Raw genomic sequence first — 22,085 nt, 5'->3', positions numbered from 1 at the left:
TAGTGGTCTCGCTTCTGCACGGCACCGTCACCATGTCTGATTCGCCCCCATTCGGGGTACCTTCTGAGAGCGATGTGTTCGTTGTGTCGCTGCTTGGAGGTGAAGCGATGCCGCTCTCTCGGCGAGAACTGCTGGCCTCTCTGAGCGTTGGTGTCGCAGGTACGGTGCTGAACCGCCGCTTCGAGAGAGTGGTTGAAGCGCTTGATATGACCACCGATCCGCTTGACCACTTCGCCGCAACCTACAACGGCTTCCAAGTTGCTACCCGGTCGCTTCATCCTCACCGGCTGATTGACGGCCTGACCGGCAGCGTGGCCGTCTTGGACGGACTTCGCCGCCGCGCAGGCAGCAAGGAACAGCCCCAGTACCACCAGATGCAGGCGCGCTTCGCTGAAAGTCTCAGTTGGCTCAGCGAGGAGGCAGGCGACCTACCGAGCGCGATGTACTGGATCGACCGAGCCTCCCAGTGGGGTCAAGCCGCTGACTGGCACGCCATGTCCGCGTACGGGTTCGTGCGACGCTCCATGATGGTCGTCAGCTTCTCAGGAGACGGCCGCCGGGCTATCGACAACGCAACAACGGTCTTCTCCCAGTCCCAGTCGTCGCCACGGATGCGGGGCTTGGCTGCCAAACAGATAGCCTTCGGCCATGCGCTGCTCGGCGACCAGGAGGCAAGCACGCGCACCCTCGACCAAGCCGTGACGCTGCTGTCCAAGCCGGTCCAGGGCGGTGACGCGCTGCTGGGACAACGCAGCGTCTTGACCGAAGACCTCTTCACGATCTTCCAGACCACCTGCGACATCTACCTAGGCCGCGGTGAGCAGGCCATTGCCAGCCTGGCACCGCGCCTGGACAGCTTGTCGTCATCTTCGGCTCGTACTGCCACGATCACCAGAGCCAAGGTGGCGCGGGCCTACGCCAACATCGGGCAACCCGAAGAAGCCGCACATCACGCCTTGGCTGCCCTCGATGACATTGAAGCAGTCGGCTCACAGTCGGCCCGAGCCGAACTGGGGCGAGCTGCCCGTACCTTCGCCCGCTGGCGAGGTCGTGAGGACATGCAGGCTGTGCTCCGCCGTTTGCAAGTCAGGACCGTTTGAGGCGAGTTACGTCCAGTGGCTCCTCGTGGACATCGCTGCCGTTCGCTGTCACCCGGTAAGCCCCGGCGTGCTTGCGGTCGCTGATCGCGCGCACCAACTCGTGGCCTTGGAAGTGCAGTCCGGCTCCAGTGTCCATGGCATAACCCTCTGACGGCAGTTCTCCTGCTCGCATCGCGCCCTCAAATACTTGGCGGCGGTCGCCGTAGTGCACAGCGTTGCTATACGGCAGCAGGCCCAGGCCGTCCCGGTGTGCCTGTACCTCACCGAACGAGTCGGTGACACCGCCAGCAAACCAGCACAGCGAACCCGCGGACTCTCCACCGAGGATGACACCGTGCTCGTAGCAGTCACGAAGCACCTGATCAAGGCCATGCTCCCGCCAGACCTCCAGAGCCTTGGCCACGTTGCCACGATCGACCCAGACAAGGGTTTTCTCACCGAGAAAACGTGCCAAGTCGCGCGGCCGGTCGTCGGCCGACAGCGCGAGATGACTTGTCTCTACATCGGTGTCGGCGAAGGCCGCGTAAAAGCTCTCGATGCTGGCCGTGTCGTCATCGCTGGCGGTCGGGATGAAGCAGACCTTGGGCTTGGTCAGGTTGCCTGCCAACTCGAAGGCGTATCGGAAGACCGGAGACGGTTGCCAGGGGTCACGGGCACGGTTGAAGCCCATACAGGTGGCGAGGATGTGCGATGCAGCGGTCACAACACATATCTTACAACGTAATCCGATAGTGTTATCATGACAGTATGGGTTCAGATGACACTGGCCCAGTGGGATTAATTGGTCGAGTTAGACATGTAGACGAAGAGCGTAAATTCTCCGATATTGAGTTGCAAAATGGGAATATCATCAGTTGCGAGATTGACGAAGAAGACGAGACGACCACTTCGCCAGGGCAACCCCTGTCAACGACCCGGAGTGGATGGGCTACTACGACGACGCCCAGCACGCAGGAGACACCGGACACGCCCTGTTCGACCTTGCCATCAGCGACCATTCCCCCACCGAAGCCCGTGCCCGCCTCACCGCCGCGGTCGACGGCCACACCGCCGAGTTCACTCGCTCCAAGGCCATCTCCAGCATCAAGCTCGCCTCACTGACCATGGCCACCGGCGACCCCGCCGAAGCCATTGCGATCGGTATCGCGGCCCTCGACACCGCGGGCACCATTCGATCCTGCCGCGCCGCCGACATGACCACAGCACACCCGTGCACCGGGTGTGCTCACACCGTCTCCCATTTCCGCACCTGCAACGACACCGAAGTTCCCACCAGCCGCGAGCTCGACCACGGCATCACCGACTGAGCACCCATCACAGCAGGGAAGGCCGCCAACACATGCCGTTCCAGGTCGCCGTCTGCGGGCCGCGCCACTGCACACCCCAGGACGAGCAGCACGCCCGCGAGGTCGGGCGCCTGCTCGCCCGCGCGGACGCGACGGTGATCTGTGGCGGCGGCATCGGAGTCATGGCCGCCGTCGCCGCCGGAGCCCACGCCGAAGGCGGCCTGGTCATCGGCGTCCGCCCCGGTGACACCGCCGCCGACGCCGACCCGCACCTGTCCGCCGTCATCGTCACCAACCTCGGCGAAGCCCGCAACGCCGTCATCGTCTGGTCCGCCGACGCCGTCATCGCCATCGGCGGCTCCTGGGGCACCCTCTCCGAGATCGCCCTCGCCAAACGGCGCGGCACCATCCCCGTCATCACCCTGGGCGGCTGGACCATCACCGACCACCACGGCAACCCCCTCACCGATGACACGATCCGTGCGAGCACACCCCAGGACGCCGTCACCCACGCGTTGAACCACCGATCCTGAGAGGCGGACCGACCGGCGCCTTCGCCGTCGGACGCCCTGGGCCGGGTCCTGCCCGGTCGGGTCACCGCAGGCATAGTGGACCCGTGGAACGAGACCGCCTGCTGCCCCGACCGCTGCGCGGTCCCGCCGCCGCGGTGGCCGCGGTCTGCTTCGCCGCCGTGCTCGCACTGGGCCTGCCGGTGGCGGGCCAGGCCGACGCCGGGGCCGCGGACGCGGCGGTGACCGGGGCGGTGGACCGGGTGTTCGCCGGGGTGCCCGGCGTGCTGGAGCCGCTGTCGTACTCGACGGCCCCCGCGGCGATGGTCGGGCTCATGGTGGTGCTGGTGGTGATCGCGCTGCGGCTGCGCAGGCCGCGGGTGGCGCTGCTGGCGGTGGCCGGGCCGGTGTTCACCGCCGCCGTGAACACCTGGGTGCTCAAGCCGCTGTTCGACCGCACGCACGACGACTACCTCGCCTACCCGAGCGGGCACACCGGCACGCTGGTGTCGATCCTGGCGGTGATCACGCTGGTGGGCGCGGGCAGTGCCCCGGCGGGCGCCCGGCTGCGGACCGCGCTGCTGTCGGGGGTGGCGGGGCTGGTCCTGACCGCGGTCGCGGCAGCCGCGATCGTCGGGCTCGCCTACCACTACCCGAGTGACACCGTCGGAGCGCTGTTCTGGGCGGTCGGGGCCGTGATCGTGGTCGCGGCGGGGATCGACCGCCTGCCGGTGTCCGCGCGGTCGGCGGCCCGGCGCCCGGACGGCTCCACCGGTAGCGTGGCGGGTCGTCACCCGAAGTGGCGGGGGGACCACCGCGTGGCGCCCTGAAACCGGGGGCGTACGGTGCGTAACCTGGCAGAGCGGCCTTTCGCGACGGAGAGGATGGCGGTGACCGACACACCCATCTACGACCAGATCAACCAGGAACTCGGTTTCTCGGAGAGCAGGCACGACGCGACCGAGACCGCTCCACGCCCCCGCAGGCAGTCGGGGGCGCGTGCGGCGGGGTCGAAGACCGGCGTGTCCGTGTGGGCGCTGATCGACGAGCACAAGTCCACCCCGACCGGCCGCCACACCTAGCCCCACCAGCCGGTTCCCGGTCCCGGCCGGTACCGCGGTTCAGTCCTGGGCGCCCGGCAACGACGCCGCGTCCCGGGACAGGGCCACCAGCCTGCTGACCGCCCGCAGGTACTTCTTGCGGTACCCGCCGCGCAGCATCTCCTCGGTGAACAGCGCCGACACCGGTGCGCCGGAGACCACGACCGGCACCGCGCGGTCGTAGAGCCGGTCGGCGAACGCGACCAGCCGCAGCGCCACGTCCTGCCCGGTCAGCGGCGCCACCCCGCGCAGGTGCACCGCGGTCACCCCGTCGACGAGCCTGCCGTAGCGCGAGGGGTGCACCCGGGCCAGGTGCGCGCACAGCGCGGTGAAGTCGTCCAGTGTGGACCCCTCGACCCGTTCGGCACTGGCGGCCAGGTCGGCGTCGGTCATCGGGTCGGGGGCGTCGGGCAGGCCGCGGTGGCGGTAGTCCGGGCCGTCGACCCGCACGACGTCGAAGCGGGCGGACAGGGCCTGGATCTCGCGCAGGAAGTCCTCGGCGGCGAACCGCCCCTCCCCCAGCTTGTCCGGCAGCGTGTTCGACGTGGCCGCGACGTGCACGCCCGCGTCGGTCAGCTCGGCGAGCAGGCGGGTGACCAGCATGGTGTCGCCGGGGTCGTCGAGTTCGAACTCGTCGATGGCCAGCAGCCGGTGCCCGGAGAGCCGGGTGACCGCCTCGCGGAAGCCGAGGGCGCCGACCAGGTTGGTGATCTCGACGAACGTGCCGAACGCCTTGGGTCCGGGCACCGCGTGCCAGAGCGAGGCCAGCAGGTGGGTCTTGCCGACGCCGAAGCCGCCGTCGAGGTAGAGGCCCGGCTTGCCCGGGTCGGCCTTGCCGCCGAACACCCGCTTGAGGAACGACCGCTCCCCGCCGCCCGCGCCGACCCGCGCGGCGAAGGCCGAGCCCGCCTCGACCGCGGCGGCCTGGCTGGGCTCGTCCGGGTTGGGCACGTAGGTGTCGAACCGGACCCCGCCGAAGCGCGGCGGCGGTGCCAGCGCGGCGACCAGCTCGTCGGCGCCGATCTCGGGCTGGCGGTCGGTGAGTTTCCCGGCGGACATGCCGGGAGCGTATCCGCGTGCTTGGCTGGGCGGGTGCACAGGCTGTGGCCCCCCTCCCCCGGCGGTTCGCCCACTGTGGTGGACGACACCGCGCTCGAACGGCTCTACGACTACCCCGACGACCTCGACCGGCCGTGGGTGCAGGTCAACTTCGTCACCAGCGCGGACGGCGCGGTGGCCGTCGACGGGCACTCGGCGGGCCTGTCGAGCCCGGCGGACAAGAAGGTGTTCGCGCTCGGCCGCGACCTCGCCGACGTCGTGCTGGTCGGCTGGGGCACCGCTCGCGACGAGGGCTACCGGGGCCTCAAGCGCACCGAGACGCGGACCGACCGGCGGCTGCGGCGCGGGCTGGCGGAGCTGCCGCCGATCGCGGTGGTGACCCCGCGCTGCTCGGTCCCCCCGGACTCGCCGCTGCTCACCGACACCGCCGTTCCCCCGATCGTGATCACCACCGGGGCCTCGGCGGCGGCCGACCGGGCCGCGCTCACCGCGGCCGGGGCGGACGTCGTCGTGGCGGGTGGGCGCGAACTCGACCCGGTCGCCGCGCTGGCCGCGCTGGACGAGCGCGGGCTGCGCCGGGTGTGCTGCGAGGGCGGGCCGCGGCTGTTCGGGGACCTGGTCGCCGCCGACCTGGTCGACCAGCTTTGCCTGACGGTGGCGCCGCTGCTCGCGGGCGGCGGGATCGGCCGGATCACCGGCGGCGGCCCGGTGCCGGTGCCGCGGCGGCTGGCCCTGGCCTCGGTGCTGTCCGACGACGGCTTCCTGATGCTGCGCTACCGGCGGGGGGACTGACGCCGTGGCACTGGACCCGGAGGCGTTCGACGATCTGGTGCGCGCGCACACCGACCGGATGTACCGGGTGGCGCTGCGGCTGTGCGGCGACCCGGCCGAGGCCGAGGACGTGGTGCAGGACGCCTGGATCGCCGCCTGGCGCGGCCGGGCGTCCTTCCGCGGCGACGCGGCCGTGTCGACCTGGCTGTACCGGGTGGTCACCAACACCGCCATGGCCCACCTGCGCCGCCGCAGGCCCACGGTGGCGCTCGACGAGGTGCCCGCGGGCAGGCTGACCGACGCCCAGCCGTCGCCGGAGGCGTGGGCGCTGCTCGGCGAGCGGGCGAGCGCGGTGCACCGGGCGATCGCCACCCTGGAGCCCTCCCAGCGCGTGCCCCTGGTGCTGCGCGAGCTGGAGGGCCTGAGCTACGAGGAGGTGGCGGGCGTGCTCCAGGTCAGCGTGTCGGTGCTGCACAAGCGGCTGTACCGGGCCCGGGTCGCCCTGCTCGCCAAGCTGGAGGAACTGCGATGACCGACCCCCGAACCGATCCGGGCGCACTGCCCTGCGGGCGCGACCGGGCCGACCTGGTGGCGTTCGCCGCCGACGGCCACGCCACCGACCCGGCCCTGGCCGAGCACGCCGCGGCCTGCCCGCACTGCGCGCCGGTGCTGGCCGCGGCGGAGGACGACTGGGCGCGGGTGCGCGCGGCGGCCGCCGTGCCGCTGCCCACCCCGCCGGGGCTGGCCGAGCGGGCGCTGGCCGCGGTGCGGGCGGTGCGCGGTGCGGGCGGCGTCGTGGAGGTGGACCAGGAGGGCGGGGCGCTGCGGGTGTCCGAGCGGGTCGTCGCCCTGGCGGCGCGGGCGGCGGCCGCGGAGTACCTGGCGGACACGGGCGGCGGGCACCTGCGGTCCGTCACCACCGGACCCGGGACCGTCGAGTTGGGACTGGCCGTCCGGTTCGGCACGGCCATCGATCCGCTCGCCGAGCGGCTGCGCGCCCACGTCCTGGCGAGCCTGGCCCCGCACCTGGGTGAGCGGGTGCCGGTGGTCGACGTCCGGGTGGTCGATGTGACCCATCCCCCATCCGGGTGACTTGGCGAGAGTTGTCGGCGGGTGCGGGCATCTGACTGAGTGCACGGCCCCGAACGCAGCAGCGTCAGGGGCGGTGAGCCCTCAGCCCATTCGGAAGGAACTGCCGACGATGGCAACCACGAACCCGATCAAGCCCGACCAGGCCGCCGACACCTCCCCCGCCACCCGCACCGGCGTGGCCCCGGCCCGCCTGGCCGACGACCAGTCGCACGGCAAGACCACCATCGCCTCCAACGTGGTGCAGAAGATCGCGGGCATGGCGGCCCGCGAGGTGTCCGGTGTGTACGCGATGGGCGGCGGGGTCTCCCGGGCCTTCGGCGCGATCCGCGAGCGCATCCCCGGCGCGGGCACCGTGTCCACCTCCGGGGTGTCGGTGGAGGTCGGCGAGAAGCAGGCCGCGATCGACCTCGACATCGTCGTGGAGTACGGCGCGGGCATCGTCGAGCTGGCGCGGGCGGTGCGCCGCAACGTGATCACCGCCGTGGAGCGGATGACCGGCCTGGAGGTCATCGAGGTCAACATCTCGGTCAACGACATCCACCTGCCGGACGAGAACGGCGACGACGAGGCGCCCACCACGTCCCGAGTGGAGTGACGACCGTGGACCCGGCGGCCTCCCCCGGCGCGCTGGCCGACTCCATCGGCGCGGCCGTGCTCGCCGACCCCGCGGTGCTGCGGCTCGACGGCGGCGCGTTCGGCGCCGTCGCCACCGCGCTGCCCGGGCGGCGGGTCGTCGGTGTCCGGGTCGGCGCCCCCGGGGACCCGATCGAGGTTTCCGTGGTGCTGGCCCTGGGCACCACCGTCCCGGCCGCCGCCGCGCGGGTGCGCGGCGCGGTCCGGGCGCTGGCCGGGCCGGTCCCGGTCGACGTCCACGTCAGCGACGTGGACGTGCCGTGACCGACCCGCGCGAGCGGGCCGCCCGGCGCGAGTTCGTCCGCCGCGCCCACCCGGACGTCGGCGGCGACCACGACGAGTTCGTCACCGGACTGGCCCGCCTGCGGGCCGCCGCGGCCGATCAGTCCGATCCGGACGGTCGCAGGTGGGACGGTCCGGTCGTCGGGGACACCCGACCGGGTGGCGTGCGCGGTCTGACCGACCGGGTGCGCCGCTGGCACAGCAGGCGCTTCCGCAAACCCCGGGTCCGCTGACCCGCCAGGAACGAGTAGGGACACATGAACGCGACCCAGACCGGCATCTTCGCCGGCCTCATCCTGGGCCTGGCCGCCTCGCAGGGCTTCCTGGCCTTCGTCATCACCCTGGCCATCGGCTTCGTCGGCCTGGTCGTCGGCCGGATCGTCGACGGCGAACTGGACCTGTCCGACATGTTCGGCGGCCGGGGCAGGGACAGGTGATCGAGGTGGACGACCGGGGCACGCTGAGCATCGACCCGGTCGTGGTGCGCAAGATCGCCGAGCACGCGGCCGACGCCGCCCCCGGCACCACGGCGGTCAAGCGCAAGTTCATCGGCTCGCACGGCGCCACCGCCACCGTCGACGGCACCGGGGACACCGTGTCGCTGCGGGTGGACCTGGCGCTGCACTACCCCGCGGCGGTGCGCCAGGTCGTGGCAGACGTGCGCGCCGCGGTCACCGGGGAGGTCGAGCGGATCACCTCCTACCGGGTGCTCGGAGTGGACGTCACCGTCTCCGCGCTGCTGCCCGAGATCCGCGCGCGAGTGGAGTGAGGCAGTGCGCGTCTTCGTCCGAATCCTGAGCCTCCTGCTCGGCCTGGCCCTGGCCGCCGCGGGAGCACTGCTGGCCCTGGAGGTCGGCTGGACCTGGGCCCGTCCGGTGGACGGCCCGCTGCTGGTCCCCTGGCCCGCCTGGCGCGACCGGCTGGCCGGGCTGACCTGGCAGGACACCGAGGTCAGGGTCACCGCCTGGGTGGTCGCCGGGGCCGGTCTGGTGCTGCTGCTGGTGGCGCTGACCGCCCGGCGCAAGGACGTCGAACTGCTCGACCCGACCCCCGGCGTCACCGTCCGCACCTCACCGCGCTCGCTCGCCCGGATCGTCGGGACGCGGGTGCGCGCCGAGGAGAACGTCAGCGGCGCCTCCGTCACCGCCACCGCGCGCAAGGTGCGGGTGCGGGCGAGCAGCGGCCTGGAGTCCGAGGAGCAGTTGCGGCCCCGGTTGCAGGAGGTCGTGCGCACCACGCTCGAAGACCTGCCGCTGACCCGCAGGCCCCGGGTCAGCGTCGTCGTCGACTCGCCCCGGGACCGCTCGTGACCGCCCACCGCCCCGACCCACACCGGGAACGCCCATGAAATCGCCGTCCGTCGCCGCCCTGGCCCGCTCCCACCGCGCCGAGCGGGTCGTCACCACGCTGATCGGTCTGCTGGCGCTGCTCACGGGTGCCACCGCCCTGGTGGTGGGCCAGGGGTGGCTGGGTTCGTTCCGCGCGGTGCGGCCGGTGCTCGACTCGATCGCGCTCGACACGCTGCGGAACTGGCAGACCCACGCCAGGGTGGGCGCGATCGTGCTCGGGGTGCTGCTGCTGGTGCTGGGCCTCCTGCTGGCCGCCCGGACGCTGCGGCCCGAGCGGCACCCGGACCTGGCGCTGGACCGCTCGGTCGGTTCCGGCCTGGTGGTGACCGCGTCGGCCATCGCCGAGGCGATCGCCGTGGACGCCGAGCAGGTCGACGGGGTCAGCCGGGCCAGGGCCACCGTGGTCGGCGACCCCGAGGAGCCCGCGCTGCGGCTGAGCGTGTGGCTGCACGAGGGCACCCGGCTCAAGGACGTGTGGCGCGAACTGGACGGGTCGGTGCTGACCCGGGCCCGCGAATCGCTCGGCGTGGACACCCTGCCGACCGCGGTCCGCGTGGAACTGGGCACCGCGGAGCGGCAACGGGTGCGCTGAGCGGGGCTCGCAGGGCAGGATGTGCCCCGTGGCGCTCCCGCTGACCCCGCCGGTCCAACCCATGCTCGCCAAGCCGTCGAAATCCATCCCGGACGGCGCCGACCTGGTGTTCGAGCCCAAGTGGGACGGCTTCCGCTGCCTGGTCTTCCGCGACGGCCCCGAGGTGACCCTCCAGTCGCGCTCGGGCAAGCCGCTCAACCGCTACTTCCCCGAGGCGGTGGCGGCCCTGTCGACGGCCTTGCCCGACCGGGTCGTCCTCGACGGCGAACTGGTTGTCGACCGCGACGGCCGCCTCGACTTCGACGCCCTCTCCGAGCGCATCCACCCCGCCAAGAGCCGGGTGGACCTCCTCGCCGAGCAGACCCCCTCCCGCTTCATCGCCTTCGACGTCCTCGCCCTCGGCGACGCCGTCCTCCTGGAAACCCCCGCCGTCGAGCGCCGCCGCACCCTGGAAGACCTGCTCACCCCCACCGGCTCGGTCCACCTCACCCCGGCCACCACCGACGCGGACCTGGCCCGCCAGTGGTTCACCATCTTCGAGGGCGCGGGCCTCGACGGGGTGATGGGCAAGCCGAACGGCCCGTACACGCCCAACAAGCGCACCATGCTCAAGTTCAAGCACGCCCGCACGGCCGACTGCGTGGTCTCGGGCCTGCGCTGGCACAAGGACACCGAACCCGGCGAGGCGGTCGGGTCGCTGATGCTGGGCCTCTACGACAACACCGGCGCCCTCAACCACGTCGGCGTGGTCGGCTCCTTCACCGCCACCCGCCGCCGCGAACTGGCGGTCGAGATGGCCGAACTGATCCCCGGCGGAGCCGAGGCCCACCCCTGGTCCCAACCGGACAACGGGGCGTCGCGGATGCCCGGGGCCATCAGCCGGTGGCGGACCACCGAACAGCCCTGGGTCCCCCTGCGGCTGGAGCGGGTGGTGGAGGTCGCCTACGAGCACACCGAGGGCGGCTACCCCAGCCGCTTCCGCCACACCGCCCAGTTCCGCCACTGGCGCCCCGACCGCGAACCGTCATCCTGCACGTACGAGCAACTGGAAGAACCGGCCACCTACGACCTGGAGTCGGTCCTGCGCGGCGAGGTCAGGGCCAAAGAACAGGGCTCCTGAAAAAAACCGCCAGCCCGGCAACCAGCCACGCCAAGCCCCACCGGGCGCAGCGAAAACCACCCACCCGGGCACCAGCCGGTCGCCCGCGAACGAGACGAGTCGCAGCCTCGACTTCTGGCAACAGGCTCAGAAGTCCGCACCGCGCGAGAGCTTCTCGTTCGCGCGCAGCTCGGCGAGTGCATTCTCGTGCATCGCGACGACGACGTCGTAGCCGGAGTTGCCGAGCACGATCCGTCGCGGCGGGACGGGTGCGTTCATCGCGCTGATCACGGCCCGCACCCCGCGTTCGGGGTCGCCCTCCTGCTTGCCGTTGTGGTCCACGAACGCCGCCTTGACGCCCTCGACCATCGGCACGTGGGCGTCGACGGTCTCGTTGACGGGCTCGTCCTGGAAGCCCGCGAAGGCCTTGGTGCGAAACGCTCCCGGCTCCACGACGAGCACGCGCACACCGAACGGCTCGACCTCTTGGCGCAGTGCCTCCGACAGCCCTTCGAGGGCGAACTTCGCCGCCGAGTAGTAGCCGAACCCCTGCGTGCCGACGAGGCCCGCCACCGACGACATGTTCACGATCCAGCCGTCGCCGCGGGTCCGCATGCCTGGCAGGACCGCGCGCAGCACCTCGACCACGGCGAACAGGTTGAGGTCGAACGTGCGGCGGACCGTGTCATCGGGGGCGCCCTCGACCGAGCCGAACCAGCCGCGGCCCGCGTTGTTGACGAGCACGTCGATCCCGCCGAACCGCTCCTCCGCCGCCTCGACCGCCGCGCGCACCTGTTCGGCATCGGTGACGTCGAGCTGGAGGACCAGCACGCGGTCTCCGTACGGCTCGGCCCATTCCCGCAGTTCAGCGGGCCGACGCGCTGTCACCACCACCTGATCGCCCTGTTCCAGCGCGGCCTCGGCGTAGACCAGGCCGAACCCTCCCGGTGTCCCACCCGTGATGAACCAGGTCCTCATGGACTTCTCCTTTCGCTATAACAGCCAATGTAGCGGTACATGCGCTAATGTAGCAACCATGCAGAACGCACGGGATCGCCTCCTGCTCGCTGCGGCGGAGTTGCTGGAGGGCGGCGGCGCGGTGTCCACGCGGGCGGTGTGCGAACGCGCAGGCGTGCAAGCGCCGACGCTGTACCACCACTTCGGCAGCAAGCAGGGCCTGATCGACGCCGTGGTGAACCACGGCTTCACCCAGTACACGGCGGTCGAGAGCTCCGGCGACCCGCTGGAGGACCTGCGGACGGGCTGGGACCGGCACGTGCGGTTCGGGCTGGAGCACCCGACGTTCTACGGCCTGCTCTACGGTCGCGCCGAGCCGGGAAAGCCCTGTGCCGTCACGGCACCCGCGCACGCCGCGTTGCGGGAGCGGTTCACCGAGGCCGCCGCGCGCGGCCTGCTGAAGGTGCCCGCGGACGACGCCGCGGAGCAACTGCTCGCCGCGAACGTCGGCATCACGCTGACCCTGATCACCCAGCCGGAACCGGACTTCGGACTGTCCGGACGCCTCCGCGAGACCGTGCTGGCAGGCGTGCTGCACACACCGTCAGCAGGCGTCCCGGCCACCCGCGCGAGCACCGCGCTCACCCTGCGCGCCCTGGCCGCCGACGACCCCGGCGACCTCACGCCGGGCGAACGCGCGCTGCTCGGCGAACTGCTGGACCGCTTGGGCCGTTAGAGAACGCGATGTCCCCCCGACGGGCCACACGGCCTCGTCGCCATCTCAGGTTCCTCAAGCATCCGAAGAACGCGCATGACGCGTCGCCCCGGCGGAAGCCGCGACAACACAGCAGATCGCCACCCACTGGTAAGGCGCCAGCGCCTCCCGCAACACCACCAGCCCGGCGATCGCCGCGACCGCCGGTTCCAGGCTCATCAGCACGCCGAACACCCGCGGCGGGATCTTGCGCAGCGCCTCCAGCTCCAGCGAGTACGGGATCACCGACGACATCAGCGCCACACCGAGCCCGACCAGCAGGACCGTCGGGGACAGCAGCCCGGCGCCCGCGTCCAGGGCCCCGATCGGGAGCACGACCAGCCCGGCGACGCCCATGGCCAGGGCCAGGCCGGTGCCGTCGGCGCTGGCGCGGCCCAGGGCGGCGCCCAGCAGGATGTACCCGGCCCAGCACAGGCCCGCGCCGAGGGCGAGCAGCAGGCCCACGACGGACACGTCGCCTTCACCGCCGCGGGCGAGGAGGACGACACCCGCGCCCGCCAGCAGCGCCCACAGGGCGTCGAGCCAGCGGCGGGAGCCCGCCAGGGCCAGGGTCAGCGGTCCCAGGAACTCGACGGTGACGGCGATGCCCAGCGGAATCCGGTCCAGGGCGAGGTAGAACAGGGTGTTCATCGCCGCCAGGACCACGCCGTAGCCGACGACGACGGTGAGGGTGCGGCGGTCGACGCGCAGCGAGGGGCGCCAGATCAGCAGCAGGACCGCCGCGGCGAAGACCAGGCGGAGGGCGACCACGCCGGTGGCGCCCGCGGTGGCGAACAGGTGCTTGGCCAGGGCGGCGCCGATCTGGACGCTGACGATGCCCAGCAGGACCTGCGCGGTGGGCGGGATGGCGCCGGTCAGCCGCGGGGTGGCGGTGGCCGGCCACGCCAGCGGGCCGCGCGGGGTCCGCTCCACCTGTGCGAACACCACAGCCGCACGCTCCTCTCCACCGCCCGTCCCGGGTGCAGTCATCCTATGTCTGGGTGTTCACGGGGGTCTCACCTGCGTGGTGACAGGCTCGACGGCGAACATGGGACCGCTGCGTGGGAAGAGGGACGGGCAACGCGTGAGGGTCGGACGCTGGACCTGGCTGGTGCCACTCGCCCTGCTGTCCGCCTGCACGGCCGGACCGTCGACCCGCCCCGGCATCGTCGTCAACGACGGGGTGCAGCAGCAGGCCCCGCCCGTGGCGCAGCCGAGCGGCCCGGCGCCGCTGCCCGAGCTCGGCACCCCCGCCAACGCGAAGATCCGGTGGTCCCCCTGCGCCGCGGAGATCACCGCGACGCTGCCGCGGACCACCCTGCCGACCGAGTGCGCCCGGGTCAGCGCGGTCCTGGACTCGCCGTCCCTGCCGGGGCAGGGGCTGGCCCGGCTCCAGGTGCTCAAGATCGGGTCCGGTCCGGTGCCGGTGGCGGTGTTCAACGACGTCGACGGGGTGCCGGGGACGGTGTACGCGGCCCGGCTCGCCGCCGCCCTGCCGCCCGCGCTGCTGACCGAGGTTTCCCTGGTCGGGGTGGACCGGCGCGGCACCGGGGGCAGCGACCCGGCGCGCTGCGTGCCGGAGGAGACCCGCACCGGCATCGTGGGCCTGGACCCGAGGGAACTCGACGTCGAGGCGGCGGTGGACCAGGCCAGGACGGCGGGGCAGCAGTGCTCGATCACGCTGGAGGTCCGGTTGCAGGCCCTGGACACCTGGCGCAGCGCGGGCGACGCGGAGACGCTGCGGGTCGGCCTGGGCATGACCCGGCTGCACGCCATCGGCCACGGCGAGGGTTCGCGGGTGCTGTCGGTGTTCGCCGAGCGCTACCCGGACCGGGTCGGCAGGCTGGTGCTGGACGGCCTGCCCGACCCGAACCCGGACGCCAAGATCGTGCTCGAGGGCGTGGCCGAGGGGGCGGACGCGACCTTCGGGGCGTTCGCCGAGGACTGCGCGGCCCGCGGCTGCGAGCTGGGCAACGCCAGGGCCGCGCTGACCGAGATCCTGGACCGGGCCGAGACCGACCCGCTGAGCACCCCGGACGACATCGGGATCACCCCCGGCGTCGTGCTGCGCGTGCTGCTCGCGGGCCTGTCCGACCGCCAGTCCTGGCCCACCCTGTCCCGCGCCCTGGCCGACCTGCGGTCCGGGAACACCTCGGGGGTGGCCGCCGCCATCACCCCGGTGCTGCGGGAGACCGAGAACCGGGCCGCCACCTTCGACGCCACGCTGGTGACGCGGTGCAACGACACCAAGTCGCGGTTGGCCACCGAGCAGTTGACCGCGGCGGCGAAGGACTGGAACACCCGCTTCCCGGTGTTCGGCGCGCTGACCGCGCAGTGGCTGGCGGTGTGCAGCCCGTGGCCGATCCCGTCGCGGGAGCTGCCGCAGCCCTCGGCGCGCACCGCGCCGCCGATCGTGGTGCTGGGCACCGCCACCGACCCGGTGACCCCGCTTTCCGGCACCGACCACGCCGCGCAGCAACTGGCGACGGCGTCCCTGGTGACCTGGCAGGGCGCGGGCCACGGGGCGCTGGGTTCCTCGGCGTGCGCCACCGAGGCCGCCGCGGCGTTCATCACCGAGGGCGCGGTGCCGCGCGACGGCACCGTCTGCCCGCCCTGACCGCCCTCCCCCGCGGACCCGGTCCCGGGTCGCACCGTCGCCCTGTGGACAGCCGAACCCGATCCGTCACCCCGGCGCACCGCGCGGTGGCACCCGCTGGTCCGATCGGTGGATGACCGCTCCCGGCCGTGTTGCACCCCTGGAATCGTCCGCCGCCGCGCCTACACTGCTCAGCGACGGCCGTGACGGAAGGGAGGTTCACCATGTCGGACGCGTACCTGGTCCGGTATGTCGGCGGTCCTCTCGACGGGCGCGTGGACACGCTGCCCGGGCTGCCGGACGAGCCGAGGGAGACGGTCACGCACGTGCACCTGCACGGTGGCCCCAAGATCGTGCACCACTACGACCTGCACTACGCGCTGGAGTACGGCTGCGAGTACCGGCTGCGCGAGGCGGAAGAACGCGACCTGGCCCAGGACTAGGAACCCAGGACCAGGTCGGCCAGCACGGGCCGGTGGTCGGAGGCGGCACTGTCCACGACGGTCGCCGATGCCACCCGCACGCCCGGGGACACCGCGACGTGGTCGAGCTTCTCGGCCGGGGCCCCGGCGGGGTAGGTCGGGCCGGTGGGGGCTGAGCGCAGCGCGGTCCACAGGGGTGCCAGTTCGGGTGCGCCGGGTTCGGCGTTGAGGTCGCCCAGCAGCACCTTCGGGCCGTTCGCCCGCGCCAGCACCCGCAGGGTGTCCGCCACCTGGGCGGCCCGGACCGAGGGGTCGGGGCGGTGGTCCAGGTGCGTCGAGTAGACGTGCACCGGGCCGCCCCTGGTCAGCACGACCGCCTCGGCGAAGCCGGGCATCGGCGTCGGAGGAAGAGTCGGGTCCTGTGTGGACAGGCGGGTGATCTCGTGGTTCTCCGTGCGCAGTACGGGCAGCGCGCTCAGGACGGCCACCCCGTAGCGGCGGCGCGGGGTGCCCGGCTCGTCGTAGATCGGGGCGAAGAACACCCGCAGGCCGGTGCGGCGGGCCAGTTCGCGGGCCTGGTCGGCGAACCCGCTGCGCTCGGACCAGTGCACGTCGACCTCCTGCAACCCCACCACGTCCGGGCGGGCGGCGCGGATGGTGGCCGCCACCCGGTCGAGGTCGAGGCGGCCGTCGGCGCCGATGCCGGTGTGGGTGTTGAAGCTCAGCACCCGCAGCGCGACCGGTCGGTGCGCGGAGCCCGCCGGGGTGGTGCCCGCGGCGGCCGGGGTGGCGGCCAACAGGGTGAGCAGGGTGATCAGGAGCGCGCGCACGGGGGCCTCCGGGTGATCGGTGGTCCCCCACCATGCGACGCCTCAGCCCGCCGGGGCAACGACCGGCCCGGAAATGATGAGCAAACACAGCGCGCACCGCGGCCCGGCCTCGCCGCCCGCCAGGTCCGGCGGGGCGGCGTGGGTGCAGGACGCGCGGTAGTGCTGGTGCGCGAGCCGGGTGTTGGGCGCCACCGGGAAGGCGTGCAGGACACCGTCGTAACAGCTTCGCCACCACAGGTACCTGATCCTCATCTCCGGGAACCTAGGTTCGCGGGCGGAACCCGGCGAATCGGACCACGCGAACGGGTGTCGCCCGCCGGCCGGAACTGTCGGGGGGTCCGGGCAGACTGTCCGTGATCATCGAGCGGGGAGTGAGGGTGGACATGGCGAAGCCAGTGTCGACAGGAGCGCAGTCGACAGGAGCGCAGTCGACGGGAGCACCGTCGGCGAGAGCGCTGTCGGCGGAGGACATCGAGGGCCTGCGGGCGGCCCTGGCGGGGGGCAAGCCCACGCCGGTGTGGTTCACCGAGGCCGCGGTGGGCGTCGACCCGGGGGCCTCGGCGAAGGTCGTCGCGTTCGACGAACCCGCCGAGGGCGACTACATCCAGGTCCGGCCCACCGGGTCGCGGGACGTGCTGTCCTTCTCCCCCGCCGAGCTGACCACGGTGAAGCCCGCCCCGAAGCCCAAGCCCGCGCCCCGGCCCGCGGCCGCACCGCAGTTCGCACCGCCGTCCGGGGAGGTGGTGGTGGGCATCGAGGGCGGCGCGGAACCGCCGAAGCGGCAGCCGTCGCCGTCGCGGTCCCGCAAGCAGCAGCCGGTGGAGATCACCGTGACGCTGCACTCCACGCCCGAGGGCGAGTGGACGGTCGACGTGCTGGTCGGCAAGAAGCGCACGGTCCGCTGGGTCCCGGTGCCCGCGGGTGAGGTGGGGCGGCTGGCCAAGCACCTGCCGAGCGAGGTCGGCGAGGCCATCGGGGTGGCGCTGGAGGCGGCCAAGGAGCGCCAGGAGCTCCGGGTGACCCAGCTCAAGGCCGAACTGGAGGCCGCCCAGCGCGCCCTGCGCGACCTCGGCTGACCCGGAGCGGCCTGCCCGGGCGACCTACTCGGTGTCCGGACGGGCCTTGGAGGGCTGCACCCGCTTGGGCTCGCCGGGCATCTTCGGGTAGTCCGGCGGGTAGGGCAGGTCGCCCGCGCCCTGCCGGTCCGACAGCTCCAGCAGCGGTTCGAGCGAGAACGCGTTCCCGGTGATCGCCGCGTGCGGGTCGCTGACCTCGGCGAAGCGGGCGGGCACGGTGCGCACGGTGAAGTCCTCCGGGCTGACCCGGGGCACCTCGTCCCAGGTCAGCGGCGTGGAGACGAGGGCGCGCGGGGTGGGGCGGATGGAGTAGGCGGAGGCGATGGTGCGGTCGCGGGCCATCTGGTTGTAGTCGATGAACACGCGGCTGCCGCGCTCCTCCTTCCACCAGCTCATCGTCACCCGATCGGGCATCCGCCGCTCCAGCTCGCGGCCGAGGGCGATCAGCGCCCGACGCGCCTCGACGAAGGTCCAGCGCGGCTCGATCGGCACGTAGAGGTGCAGACCGCGCCCCCCGGAGGTCTTGGGGAACGCCTCCATCCCCAGCTCCGCCAGCAGCGCGCGGGCCTCCCCGGCCACCACCACGGCGTCGGCGAAGTCGGTGCCCGGCTGCGGGTCGAGGTCGATCCGCAACTGGTCCGGGGAATCGGGGGCGGCGCGGGTGACCGGCCACGGGTGGAAGGTGAGCGTGCCCAGGTTCGCCGCCCAGGCGACCACGGCCACCTCCGTCGGGCACACCTCGTCGGCCGGGCGACCGCTGGGGAAGGTGATCCGCGCGGTCTCGACCCAGTCGGGGGCGCCCTTGGGAGCGCGCTTCTGGTAGAACGCGTCGCCCCGCTGGTCCTGGCGGGTGGAGAGCTGCGCGCCCTCGACCACCCCGCCCGGCCAGCGCTCCAGCGTGGTCGGCCGGTCCCGCAGCGCGCCCAGGACGCCCTCGCCCACCGCGAGGAAGTACTCCACCACCTGGAGCTTGGTCACGCCCAGCTCGGGGAAGTACGGCTTGTCCGGACTGGACACCCGCACCTTCCTGGTGCCGTGCGGACCATCGACGTCTAACTCGACCGCGGGAGTCGCCATGCGGGGCAATCTACGGGTGCCCACCGACAGACGCGCGGGAAACCCGCAACGCGCGGATCGGCCAGCACGACCTCAGCCTGCGGAAACAAACTGGCGCGGCCTCGCTAAAGTGCACGTGAGCGTTACGCACACGACTTCCGAGCGAGGAAACCACCCGGTGAAGATGGACAACAGCCCCGCCAGGGGCACCCGTGACCTGCTGCCCGCGACCGTGGCCGTGCGCGACCACGTGCTGGCCACCATCACGGAGGTCTACCACCGGTTCGGCTACCAGCGGATCGAGACGCCCGCCCTGGAGGGCATCGAGCGGCTCTCCGGCGGTCAGGGCGGGGAGAACGAGAAGCTGATCTACCGGGTGCTGCGCCGCGGCCTGGACGAGACCGTCGCCGCGGGCACCGAGGTCAAGGACCTGGTCGACCTGGGGCTGCGCTACGACCTCACGGTCCCGCTGACCCGCTTCTACGGCAACAACCACGCCACGCTGCCGACGCCGTTCCGCTCGTTCCAGTTCGGCCCGGTCTGGCGCGCCGAGCGCCCGCAGAAGGGCCGCTACCGCCAGTTCAACCAGTGCGACATCGACATGATCGGCGAGGAGAGCGTGCTCGCCGAGGTGGAGCTGATCGAGGCGACGACCGAGGCGCTGGCCGCCGCGGGCCTGGGCGGCACCACCGTGCGGGTCTCCGACCGGCGGTTCCTCTCCGCCCTGGCCAGGGCCGCCGACCTGCCGGAAGAGGCGTGGACCGGCCTGTTCATCACCCTGGACAAGCTGGACAAGATCGGCTGGGACGGCGTGCGCGCCGAGCTGCCCGAGCGCGGCCTGGACACCGCCCGCATCGACCGGTTGCAGGAGACCATCGTCGGCCTGCGCGGGGTGGACCCGGCGAAGCTGGGCGACACCCTGGCCGACACCGTCCCCGGCCTGCCCGACGAGGTGGTCGCCGACCTGGCGCAGACCGCCGACGCCCTGGCCGCGCTGGCCGGGACCAGGCCGGTGAGCTGGGAGTTCGACCCGACGCTGGTGCGCGGCATGGGCTACTACACCGGCCAGATCTTCGAGATCACCCACCCGGCGTCGTCCGGTTCGGTGGCCGGTGGCGGGCGCTACGACCGGCTGGTCGGCCGCTCGCTGGGCAAGGACGTCCCGGCCTGCGGGTTCTCCATCGGCTTCGAGCGCATCGTGGACCTGATCGACGCGGGTCCGCGCACCGCGGCGGTCGCCGTGCTCTACGAGGCGGACGTGCCGCTCACCAGGGTGACGAGCCTCGCCAGGCAACTGCGCGCCGAAGGGACCGCGGTGTCCCCGGTCCGCAGGCGCGGGAAGTTCGGCGCCCAGCTCGGACGGCTCCAGGAGTGGGGTTTCACCTCCTTCGCGCACCTGCGCGCCGACACCGGGGACACGCCTGAGCTGCGTGCTCTGGGCGACGGGTAGCCGACATTTCGCCGCTGCCGAGCTACCCTCGGAGCATGGTCTCGACAGGCACCCAGGGCGCGTCGTCCGAGGACGACCGCCGCCCCGGGGCGGACACCGGGCGCCAGGACCGCTTCCACGACGACCTCGTGGGGCTGGACCCGGCCGACCCCGAGGCGCGCGCGTTCGCCGAGCACCTCGACCGGGTGGAGAAGGTGCGCCCCGGCTACACCGTCGAGGGCTACCTGGGCGGGGTGCGCGACTTCGCCGAGGGCGCGAACCGGCTCGGCGGGCACCACCGGCTCACGGCGGGAATCCTGGTGGCCCTGATCCTGTTGGGAGTGGTGGTCGCCGCCTGGGATGCGCTGGTGTTCATCCTGGGTGTGCTGTTCGGCTGAGCGGCCGAGGACTTGCGACCGGGAACTTGGAGGAGACACATCGTGGTCGGCATGAAGCCCGTCGTCGGGGCCACCCCCCGGGTGGTCAAGTCGGAGCAGGAGTGGCGCGCGCAGCTCGACCCGCGCGAGTTCGCGGTGCTGCGGCAGGCGGGCACCGAGCCCGCGTTCACCGGTGAGTACACCGACACCAAGTCCACCGGCGTCTACGAGTGCCGGGCGTGCGGGGCGGAGCTGTTCCGCAGCGACGCGAAGTTCGAGTCGCACTGCGGGTGGCCGTCGTTCTTCTCCCCGCTGGCCGGGGAGAGCGTGGTGCTGCGCGAGGACCGGGCGCACGGCATGGTCCGCACCGAGGTGCTGTGCGCGAGCTGCCACAGCCACCTCGGCCACGTCTTCGAGGGCGAGGGCTACCCCACCCCGACGGACCAGCGGTACTGCATCAACAGCATCTCCCTGCGCCTGGTCGAGGACGGGAACCCGACCGGCTGAGCGCAGCCGTCCACCGATCCCGCGTCCGGTCCCCGGGCGCGGGATCGGTGCTTTCGGGGAAAGCCTAAATCCATCTCACGTGCCCCTTAAATCTTGCTCAAGTCACCTTGTGCCCGCGCTCACACCGGGTTGAGCATGGGTCACCGCCGGATCGCACGAACCGGTGGAACGGCAAGGGAAAGGGCACCACTCGGGCGTTGACCGATGCGGGTGGGCGACCGGGTTCGACCACTTCCCTGGGCAGGGGGGATCGACATGGGAGAAACGTGGGGGATCACCGGACCTGACTTCCTGCGCGGCTACGCCGTCGCCTTCGCCGTCGCGGTGCTGTGCTGGGTGGCGGTGCGGCTCATCGCCCGCTCCGGCCCGCGCAGCACCTCGGCCGACGCCTCACCGCACAGCCTGCTGACGCTCGACGAGCTGGCCTACCTGGCGGGCGGCCCGAGGCGGGTGGCGGAGACGGCGCTGGCGCGGTTGCTCGACGGGGGCCTGGTGCGGCCCAGCCGCTCCGGGCAGGTCCAGGTGGTGGCGGGGGCCACCAGCGCGAACCGGGTGGACCGGGCGCTGCTGTCGGATGCCGGGGGCTTCCGGCATCGGACGGTGCGGGTCCTGATCGACAAGGTGGGTCGGAGCGGCGCGGTGGACGATGTCCGCGCGGCGCTGACCGGCAAGGGGTTGCTGGTCGATCAGGGCCCGCGGTACCGGGTGGGGTCGGTGCTGGCGCTCGGTCTGCTGTTCGCGGTGGGGGTGGTGCGGTTGGTCGCGGGGGCGGCGGGTGGGCGCCCCTTCGGGTGGCTGCTGCTGTTCCTGGCGGTCACGCTGCTCACCTGGGTCGTGCTGGCCAGGCGACCGCTGCCGACGACGACCCACGCCGGGCAGCGGGTGCTGGCGGAGGCCGGGGCCGTGCGGGTCGGGGAGGACTCGGGTGCGGCGCTGCTCGGTGGTGTCGCGGGCCTGGTGGCGTTCGGCGGCTTGGCGGCGTTCCCCGACGCCGAGATCAGCTCCGTTCTGGAGCTGAAGCTGGTGGCGGCGCAGTCCTACGGCGGCGTCGCGGGTGCGGCCGGGTCGAACTCGACGTGGAGCTATTCCGACGCCGGGTCGACGACGGGCTTCGGCAGCGGTGGAGGGAGCGGCTGCGCGAGCTCGGGCGGCAGTGGCGGTTGCGGTGGCGGTGGCTGCGGCGGGGGAGGCTGCGGCGGCTGACCCGCG

31 protein-coding genes are annotated in these 22,085 nt (G+C 72.6%); 24 read left to right on the top strand and 7 right to left on the bottom strand.

Translation table 11 applies throughout. From position 1 onward, the window contains the following. Positions 1–2 precede the first annotated feature (2 nt). On the top strand, positions 3–1,100 hold the full coding sequence (locus DFQ13_RS14630; protein ID WP_233438413.1) for a hypothetical protein: 1,098 nt from the start codon (positions 3–5) through the stop codon (positions 1,098–1,100). Here DFQ13_RS14630 and DFQ13_RS14625 read toward each other — a convergent pair. After that, positions 1,087–1,803 carry a Type 1 glutamine amidotransferase-like domain-containing protein gene (locus DFQ13_RS14625; RefSeq protein WP_233427581.1) on the bottom strand — a complete coding sequence of 239 codons (717 nt, stop codon included), beginning with the start codon at positions 1,801–1,803 and terminating at the stop codon, positions 1,087–1,089. The genes DFQ13_RS14630 and DFQ13_RS14625 overlap by 14 nt on opposite strands. A gap of 220 nt (positions 1,804–2,023) precedes the next feature. Here DFQ13_RS14625 and DFQ13_RS14620 point away from each other — a divergent pair, with 220 nt between their 5' ends. The 4 genes from DFQ13_RS14620 to DFQ13_RS14605 all read left to right on the top strand — a co-directional run bounded on the left by DFQ13_RS14620 (position 2,024) and on the right by DFQ13_RS14605 (position 3,977). After that, positions 2,024–2,407, top strand: a complete 384-nt coding sequence (locus DFQ13_RS14620; protein ID WP_181399989.1) for a hypothetical protein — start codon at positions 2,024–2,026, stop codon at positions 2,405–2,407. Positions 2,408–2,439: 32 nt separating this feature from the next. After that, the gene (locus tag DFQ13_RS14615) at positions 2,440–2,919 is read left to right on the top strand and encodes an SLOG cluster 4 domain-containing protein (RefSeq protein WP_110080221.1); all 480 of its coding nucleotides are present in this window, start codon (positions 2,440–2,442) and stop codon (positions 2,917–2,919) included. Positions 2,920–3,002: 83 nt separating this feature from the next. Continuing rightward, positions 3,003–3,725 (top strand): phosphatase PAP2 family protein, encoded by a 723-nt coding sequence (locus DFQ13_RS14610; protein ID WP_110080220.1) that lies wholly within the window; start codon positions 3,003–3,005, stop codon positions 3,723–3,725. Positions 3,726–3,785: 60 nt separating this feature from the next. Further along, positions 3,786–3,977, top strand: coding sequence for a hypothetical protein (locus DFQ13_RS14605; RefSeq protein WP_146241235.1), 192 nt, complete (start codon positions 3,786–3,788; stop codon positions 3,975–3,977). 39 nt (positions 3,978–4,016) lie between these two features. Here DFQ13_RS14605 and zapE read toward each other — a convergent pair whose 3' ends face one another. Then, positions 4,017–5,054: a cell division protein ZapE gene (gene zapE, locus DFQ13_RS14600; RefSeq protein WP_110080219.1), complete on the bottom strand. Its 1,038-nt coding sequence runs from the start codon at positions 5,052–5,054 to the stop codon at positions 4,017–4,019. Positions 5,055–5,087: 33 nt separating this feature from the next. Between zapE and DFQ13_RS14595 the strand changes: the two genes are divergently transcribed. The 11 genes from DFQ13_RS14595 (at position 5,088) to DFQ13_RS14545 (ending at position 10,893) form a co-directional block, all read left to right on the top strand. Next, a complete protein-coding gene (locus tag DFQ13_RS14595) occupies positions 5,088–5,846 on the top strand; it encodes a pyrimidine reductase family protein (protein WP_233438412.1) in 759 nt (252 codons plus the stop codon). 4 nt (positions 5,847–5,850) lie between these two features. After that, a complete protein-coding gene (locus DFQ13_RS14590) occupies positions 5,851–6,357 on the top strand; it encodes an RNA polymerase sigma factor (RefSeq protein WP_267897658.1) in 507 nt (168 codons plus the stop codon). Continuing rightward, positions 6,354–6,917 (top strand): hypothetical protein, encoded by a 564-nt coding sequence (locus DFQ13_RS14585; protein WP_110080217.1) that lies wholly within the window; start codon positions 6,354–6,356, stop codon positions 6,915–6,917. The genes DFQ13_RS14590 and DFQ13_RS14585 overlap by 4 nt, the downstream gene beginning before the upstream one ends. Positions 6,918–7,026: 109 nt before the next feature. Continuing rightward, complete coding sequence (locus DFQ13_RS14580) at positions 7,027–7,512, top strand: Asp23/Gls24 family envelope stress response protein (protein ID WP_035282943.1); 486 nt, start codon at positions 7,027–7,029, stop codon at positions 7,510–7,512. A gap of 5 nt (positions 7,513–7,517) precedes the next feature. Beyond that, complete coding sequence (locus DFQ13_RS14575) at positions 7,518–7,814, top strand: hypothetical protein (RefSeq protein ID WP_110080519.1); 297 nt, start codon at positions 7,518–7,520, stop codon at positions 7,812–7,814. Continuing rightward, positions 7,811–8,065: a hypothetical protein gene (locus tag DFQ13_RS14570; protein WP_035282944.1), complete on the top strand. Its 255-nt coding sequence runs from the start codon at positions 7,811–7,813 to the stop codon at positions 8,063–8,065. Before DFQ13_RS14575 ends, DFQ13_RS14570 begins: the two co-directional genes overlap by 4 nt. 24 nt (positions 8,066–8,089) lie before the next feature. Continuing rightward, on the top strand, positions 8,090–8,269 hold the full coding sequence (locus DFQ13_RS14565) for a hypothetical protein (RefSeq protein ID WP_035282946.1): 180 nt from the start codon (positions 8,090–8,092) through the stop codon (positions 8,267–8,269). Further along, a complete protein-coding gene (locus tag DFQ13_RS14560) occupies positions 8,266–8,601 on the top strand; it encodes an Asp23/Gls24 family envelope stress response protein (protein ID WP_110080216.1) in 336 nt (111 codons plus the stop codon). The genes DFQ13_RS14565 and DFQ13_RS14560 overlap by 4 nt, the downstream gene beginning before the upstream one ends. Positions 8,602–8,605: 4 nt before the next feature. Then, positions 8,606–9,142, top strand: coding sequence for a DUF6286 domain-containing protein (locus tag DFQ13_RS14555; protein ID WP_035282948.1), 537 nt, complete (start codon positions 8,606–8,608; stop codon positions 9,140–9,142). Positions 9,143–9,176: 34 nt separating this feature from the next. Then, positions 9,177–9,773, top strand: coding sequence for an alkaline shock response membrane anchor protein AmaP (locus DFQ13_RS14550; RefSeq protein WP_110080215.1), 597 nt, complete (start codon positions 9,177–9,179; stop codon positions 9,771–9,773). A gap of 19 nt (positions 9,774–9,792) precedes the next feature. Beyond that, positions 9,793–10,893, top strand: coding sequence for an ATP-dependent DNA ligase (locus tag DFQ13_RS14545; protein WP_181399988.1), 1,101 nt, complete (start codon positions 9,793–9,795; stop codon positions 10,891–10,893). A 126-nt stretch (positions 10,894–11,019) separates the two neighbouring features. On the opposite strand, the gene DFQ13_RS14540 is transcribed toward DFQ13_RS14545, so the two are convergent. Next, a complete protein-coding gene (locus DFQ13_RS14540) occupies positions 11,020–11,850 on the bottom strand; it encodes an SDR family NAD(P)-dependent oxidoreductase (protein ID WP_035282951.1) in 831 nt (276 codons plus the stop codon). A gap of 58 nt (positions 11,851–11,908) precedes the next feature. On the opposite strand from DFQ13_RS14540, the gene DFQ13_RS14535 reads away from it, so the two are divergent. After that, the gene (locus DFQ13_RS14535) at positions 11,909–12,565 is read left to right on the top strand and encodes a TetR/AcrR family transcriptional regulator (RefSeq protein WP_110080213.1); all 657 of its coding nucleotides are present in this window, start codon (positions 11,909–11,911) and stop codon (positions 12,563–12,565) included. 54 nt (positions 12,566–12,619) lie between these two features. Here the strand turns inward: DFQ13_RS14535 and DFQ13_RS14530 are convergent, their stop codons facing one another. Next, the gene (locus tag DFQ13_RS14530; protein ID WP_110080212.1) at positions 12,620–13,531 is read right to left on the bottom strand and encodes an EamA family transporter; all 912 of its coding nucleotides are present in this window, start codon (positions 13,529–13,531) and stop codon (positions 12,620–12,622) included. Between the two features lie 136 nt (positions 13,532–13,667). Between DFQ13_RS14530 and DFQ13_RS14525 the strand changes: the two genes are divergently transcribed. Both DFQ13_RS14525 and DFQ13_RS14520 read left to right on the top strand, forming a co-directional pair. After that, complete coding sequence (locus tag DFQ13_RS14525; RefSeq protein WP_052021183.1) at positions 13,668–15,200, top strand: alpha/beta hydrolase; 1,533 nt, start codon at positions 13,668–13,670, stop codon at positions 15,198–15,200. 203 nt (positions 15,201–15,403) lie between these two features. Further along, entirely contained in the window at positions 15,404–15,622 is a 219-nt protein-coding gene (locus DFQ13_RS14520) for a hypothetical protein (RefSeq protein ID WP_035282957.1), read from the top strand. Here the strand turns inward: DFQ13_RS14520 and DFQ13_RS14515 are convergent. After that, entirely contained in the window at positions 15,619–16,431 is an 813-nt protein-coding gene (locus tag DFQ13_RS14515) for an endonuclease/exonuclease/phosphatase family protein (RefSeq protein WP_110080211.1), read from the bottom strand. The genes DFQ13_RS14520 and DFQ13_RS14515 overlap by 4 nt on opposite strands. A 42-nt stretch (positions 16,432–16,473) precedes the next feature. Continuing rightward, complete coding sequence (locus DFQ13_RS14510; RefSeq protein ID WP_035282961.1) at positions 16,474–16,683, bottom strand: hypothetical protein; 210 nt, start codon at positions 16,681–16,683, stop codon at positions 16,474–16,476. A gap of 131 nt (positions 16,684–16,814) precedes the next feature. Here DFQ13_RS14510 and DFQ13_RS14505 point away from each other — a divergent pair, with 131 nt between their 5' ends. Continuing rightward, positions 16,815–17,507: a DUF6319 family protein gene (locus tag DFQ13_RS14505; RefSeq protein ID WP_219994455.1), complete on the top strand. Its 693-nt coding sequence runs from the start codon at positions 16,815–16,817 to the stop codon at positions 17,505–17,507. 24 nt (positions 17,508–17,531) lie between these two features. Here DFQ13_RS14505 and ligD read toward each other — a convergent pair whose 3' ends face one another. Beyond that, positions 17,532–18,584, bottom strand: a complete 1,053-nt coding sequence (ligD, locus tag DFQ13_RS14500) for a non-homologous end-joining DNA ligase (RefSeq protein ID WP_110080210.1) — start codon at positions 18,582–18,584, stop codon at positions 17,532–17,534. A gap of 163 nt (positions 18,585–18,747) precedes the next feature. On the opposite strand from ligD, the gene hisS reads away from it, so the two are divergent. The 4 genes from hisS (at position 18,748) to DFQ13_RS14480 (ending at position 22,079) form a co-directional block, all read left to right on the top strand. Next, the gene (gene hisS, locus DFQ13_RS14495) at positions 18,748–20,013 is read left to right on the top strand and encodes a histidine--tRNA ligase (protein WP_110080518.1); all 1,266 of its coding nucleotides are present in this window, start codon (positions 18,748–18,750) and stop codon (positions 20,011–20,013) included. Positions 20,014–20,048: 35 nt separating this feature from the next. Beyond that, on the top strand, positions 20,049–20,390 hold the full coding sequence (locus tag DFQ13_RS14490; protein ID WP_035282965.1) for a hypothetical protein: 342 nt from the start codon (positions 20,049–20,051) through the stop codon (positions 20,388–20,390). A gap of 51 nt (positions 20,391–20,441) precedes the next feature. Next, complete coding sequence (gene msrB, locus DFQ13_RS14485; protein ID WP_035283038.1) at positions 20,442–20,876, top strand: peptide-methionine (R)-S-oxide reductase MsrB; 435 nt, start codon at positions 20,442–20,444, stop codon at positions 20,874–20,876. Positions 20,877–21,131: 255 nt separating this feature from the next. After that, on the top strand, positions 21,132–22,079 hold the full coding sequence (locus DFQ13_RS14480) for a TIGR04222 domain-containing membrane protein (protein WP_181399985.1): 948 nt from the start codon (positions 21,132–21,134) through the stop codon (positions 22,077–22,079). Positions 22,080–22,085 lie beyond the last annotated feature (6 nt).

Origin of the sequence: Actinokineospora spheciospongiae (assembly GCF_003182415.1) — a bacterium.
GTDB lineage: Bacteria > Actinomycetota > Actinomycetes > Mycobacteriales > Pseudonocardiaceae > Actinokineospora > Actinokineospora spheciospongiae.
Note: the sequence above shows the minus strand (reverse complement) of the source record. Positions and strands in the feature narration are given on the sequence as shown.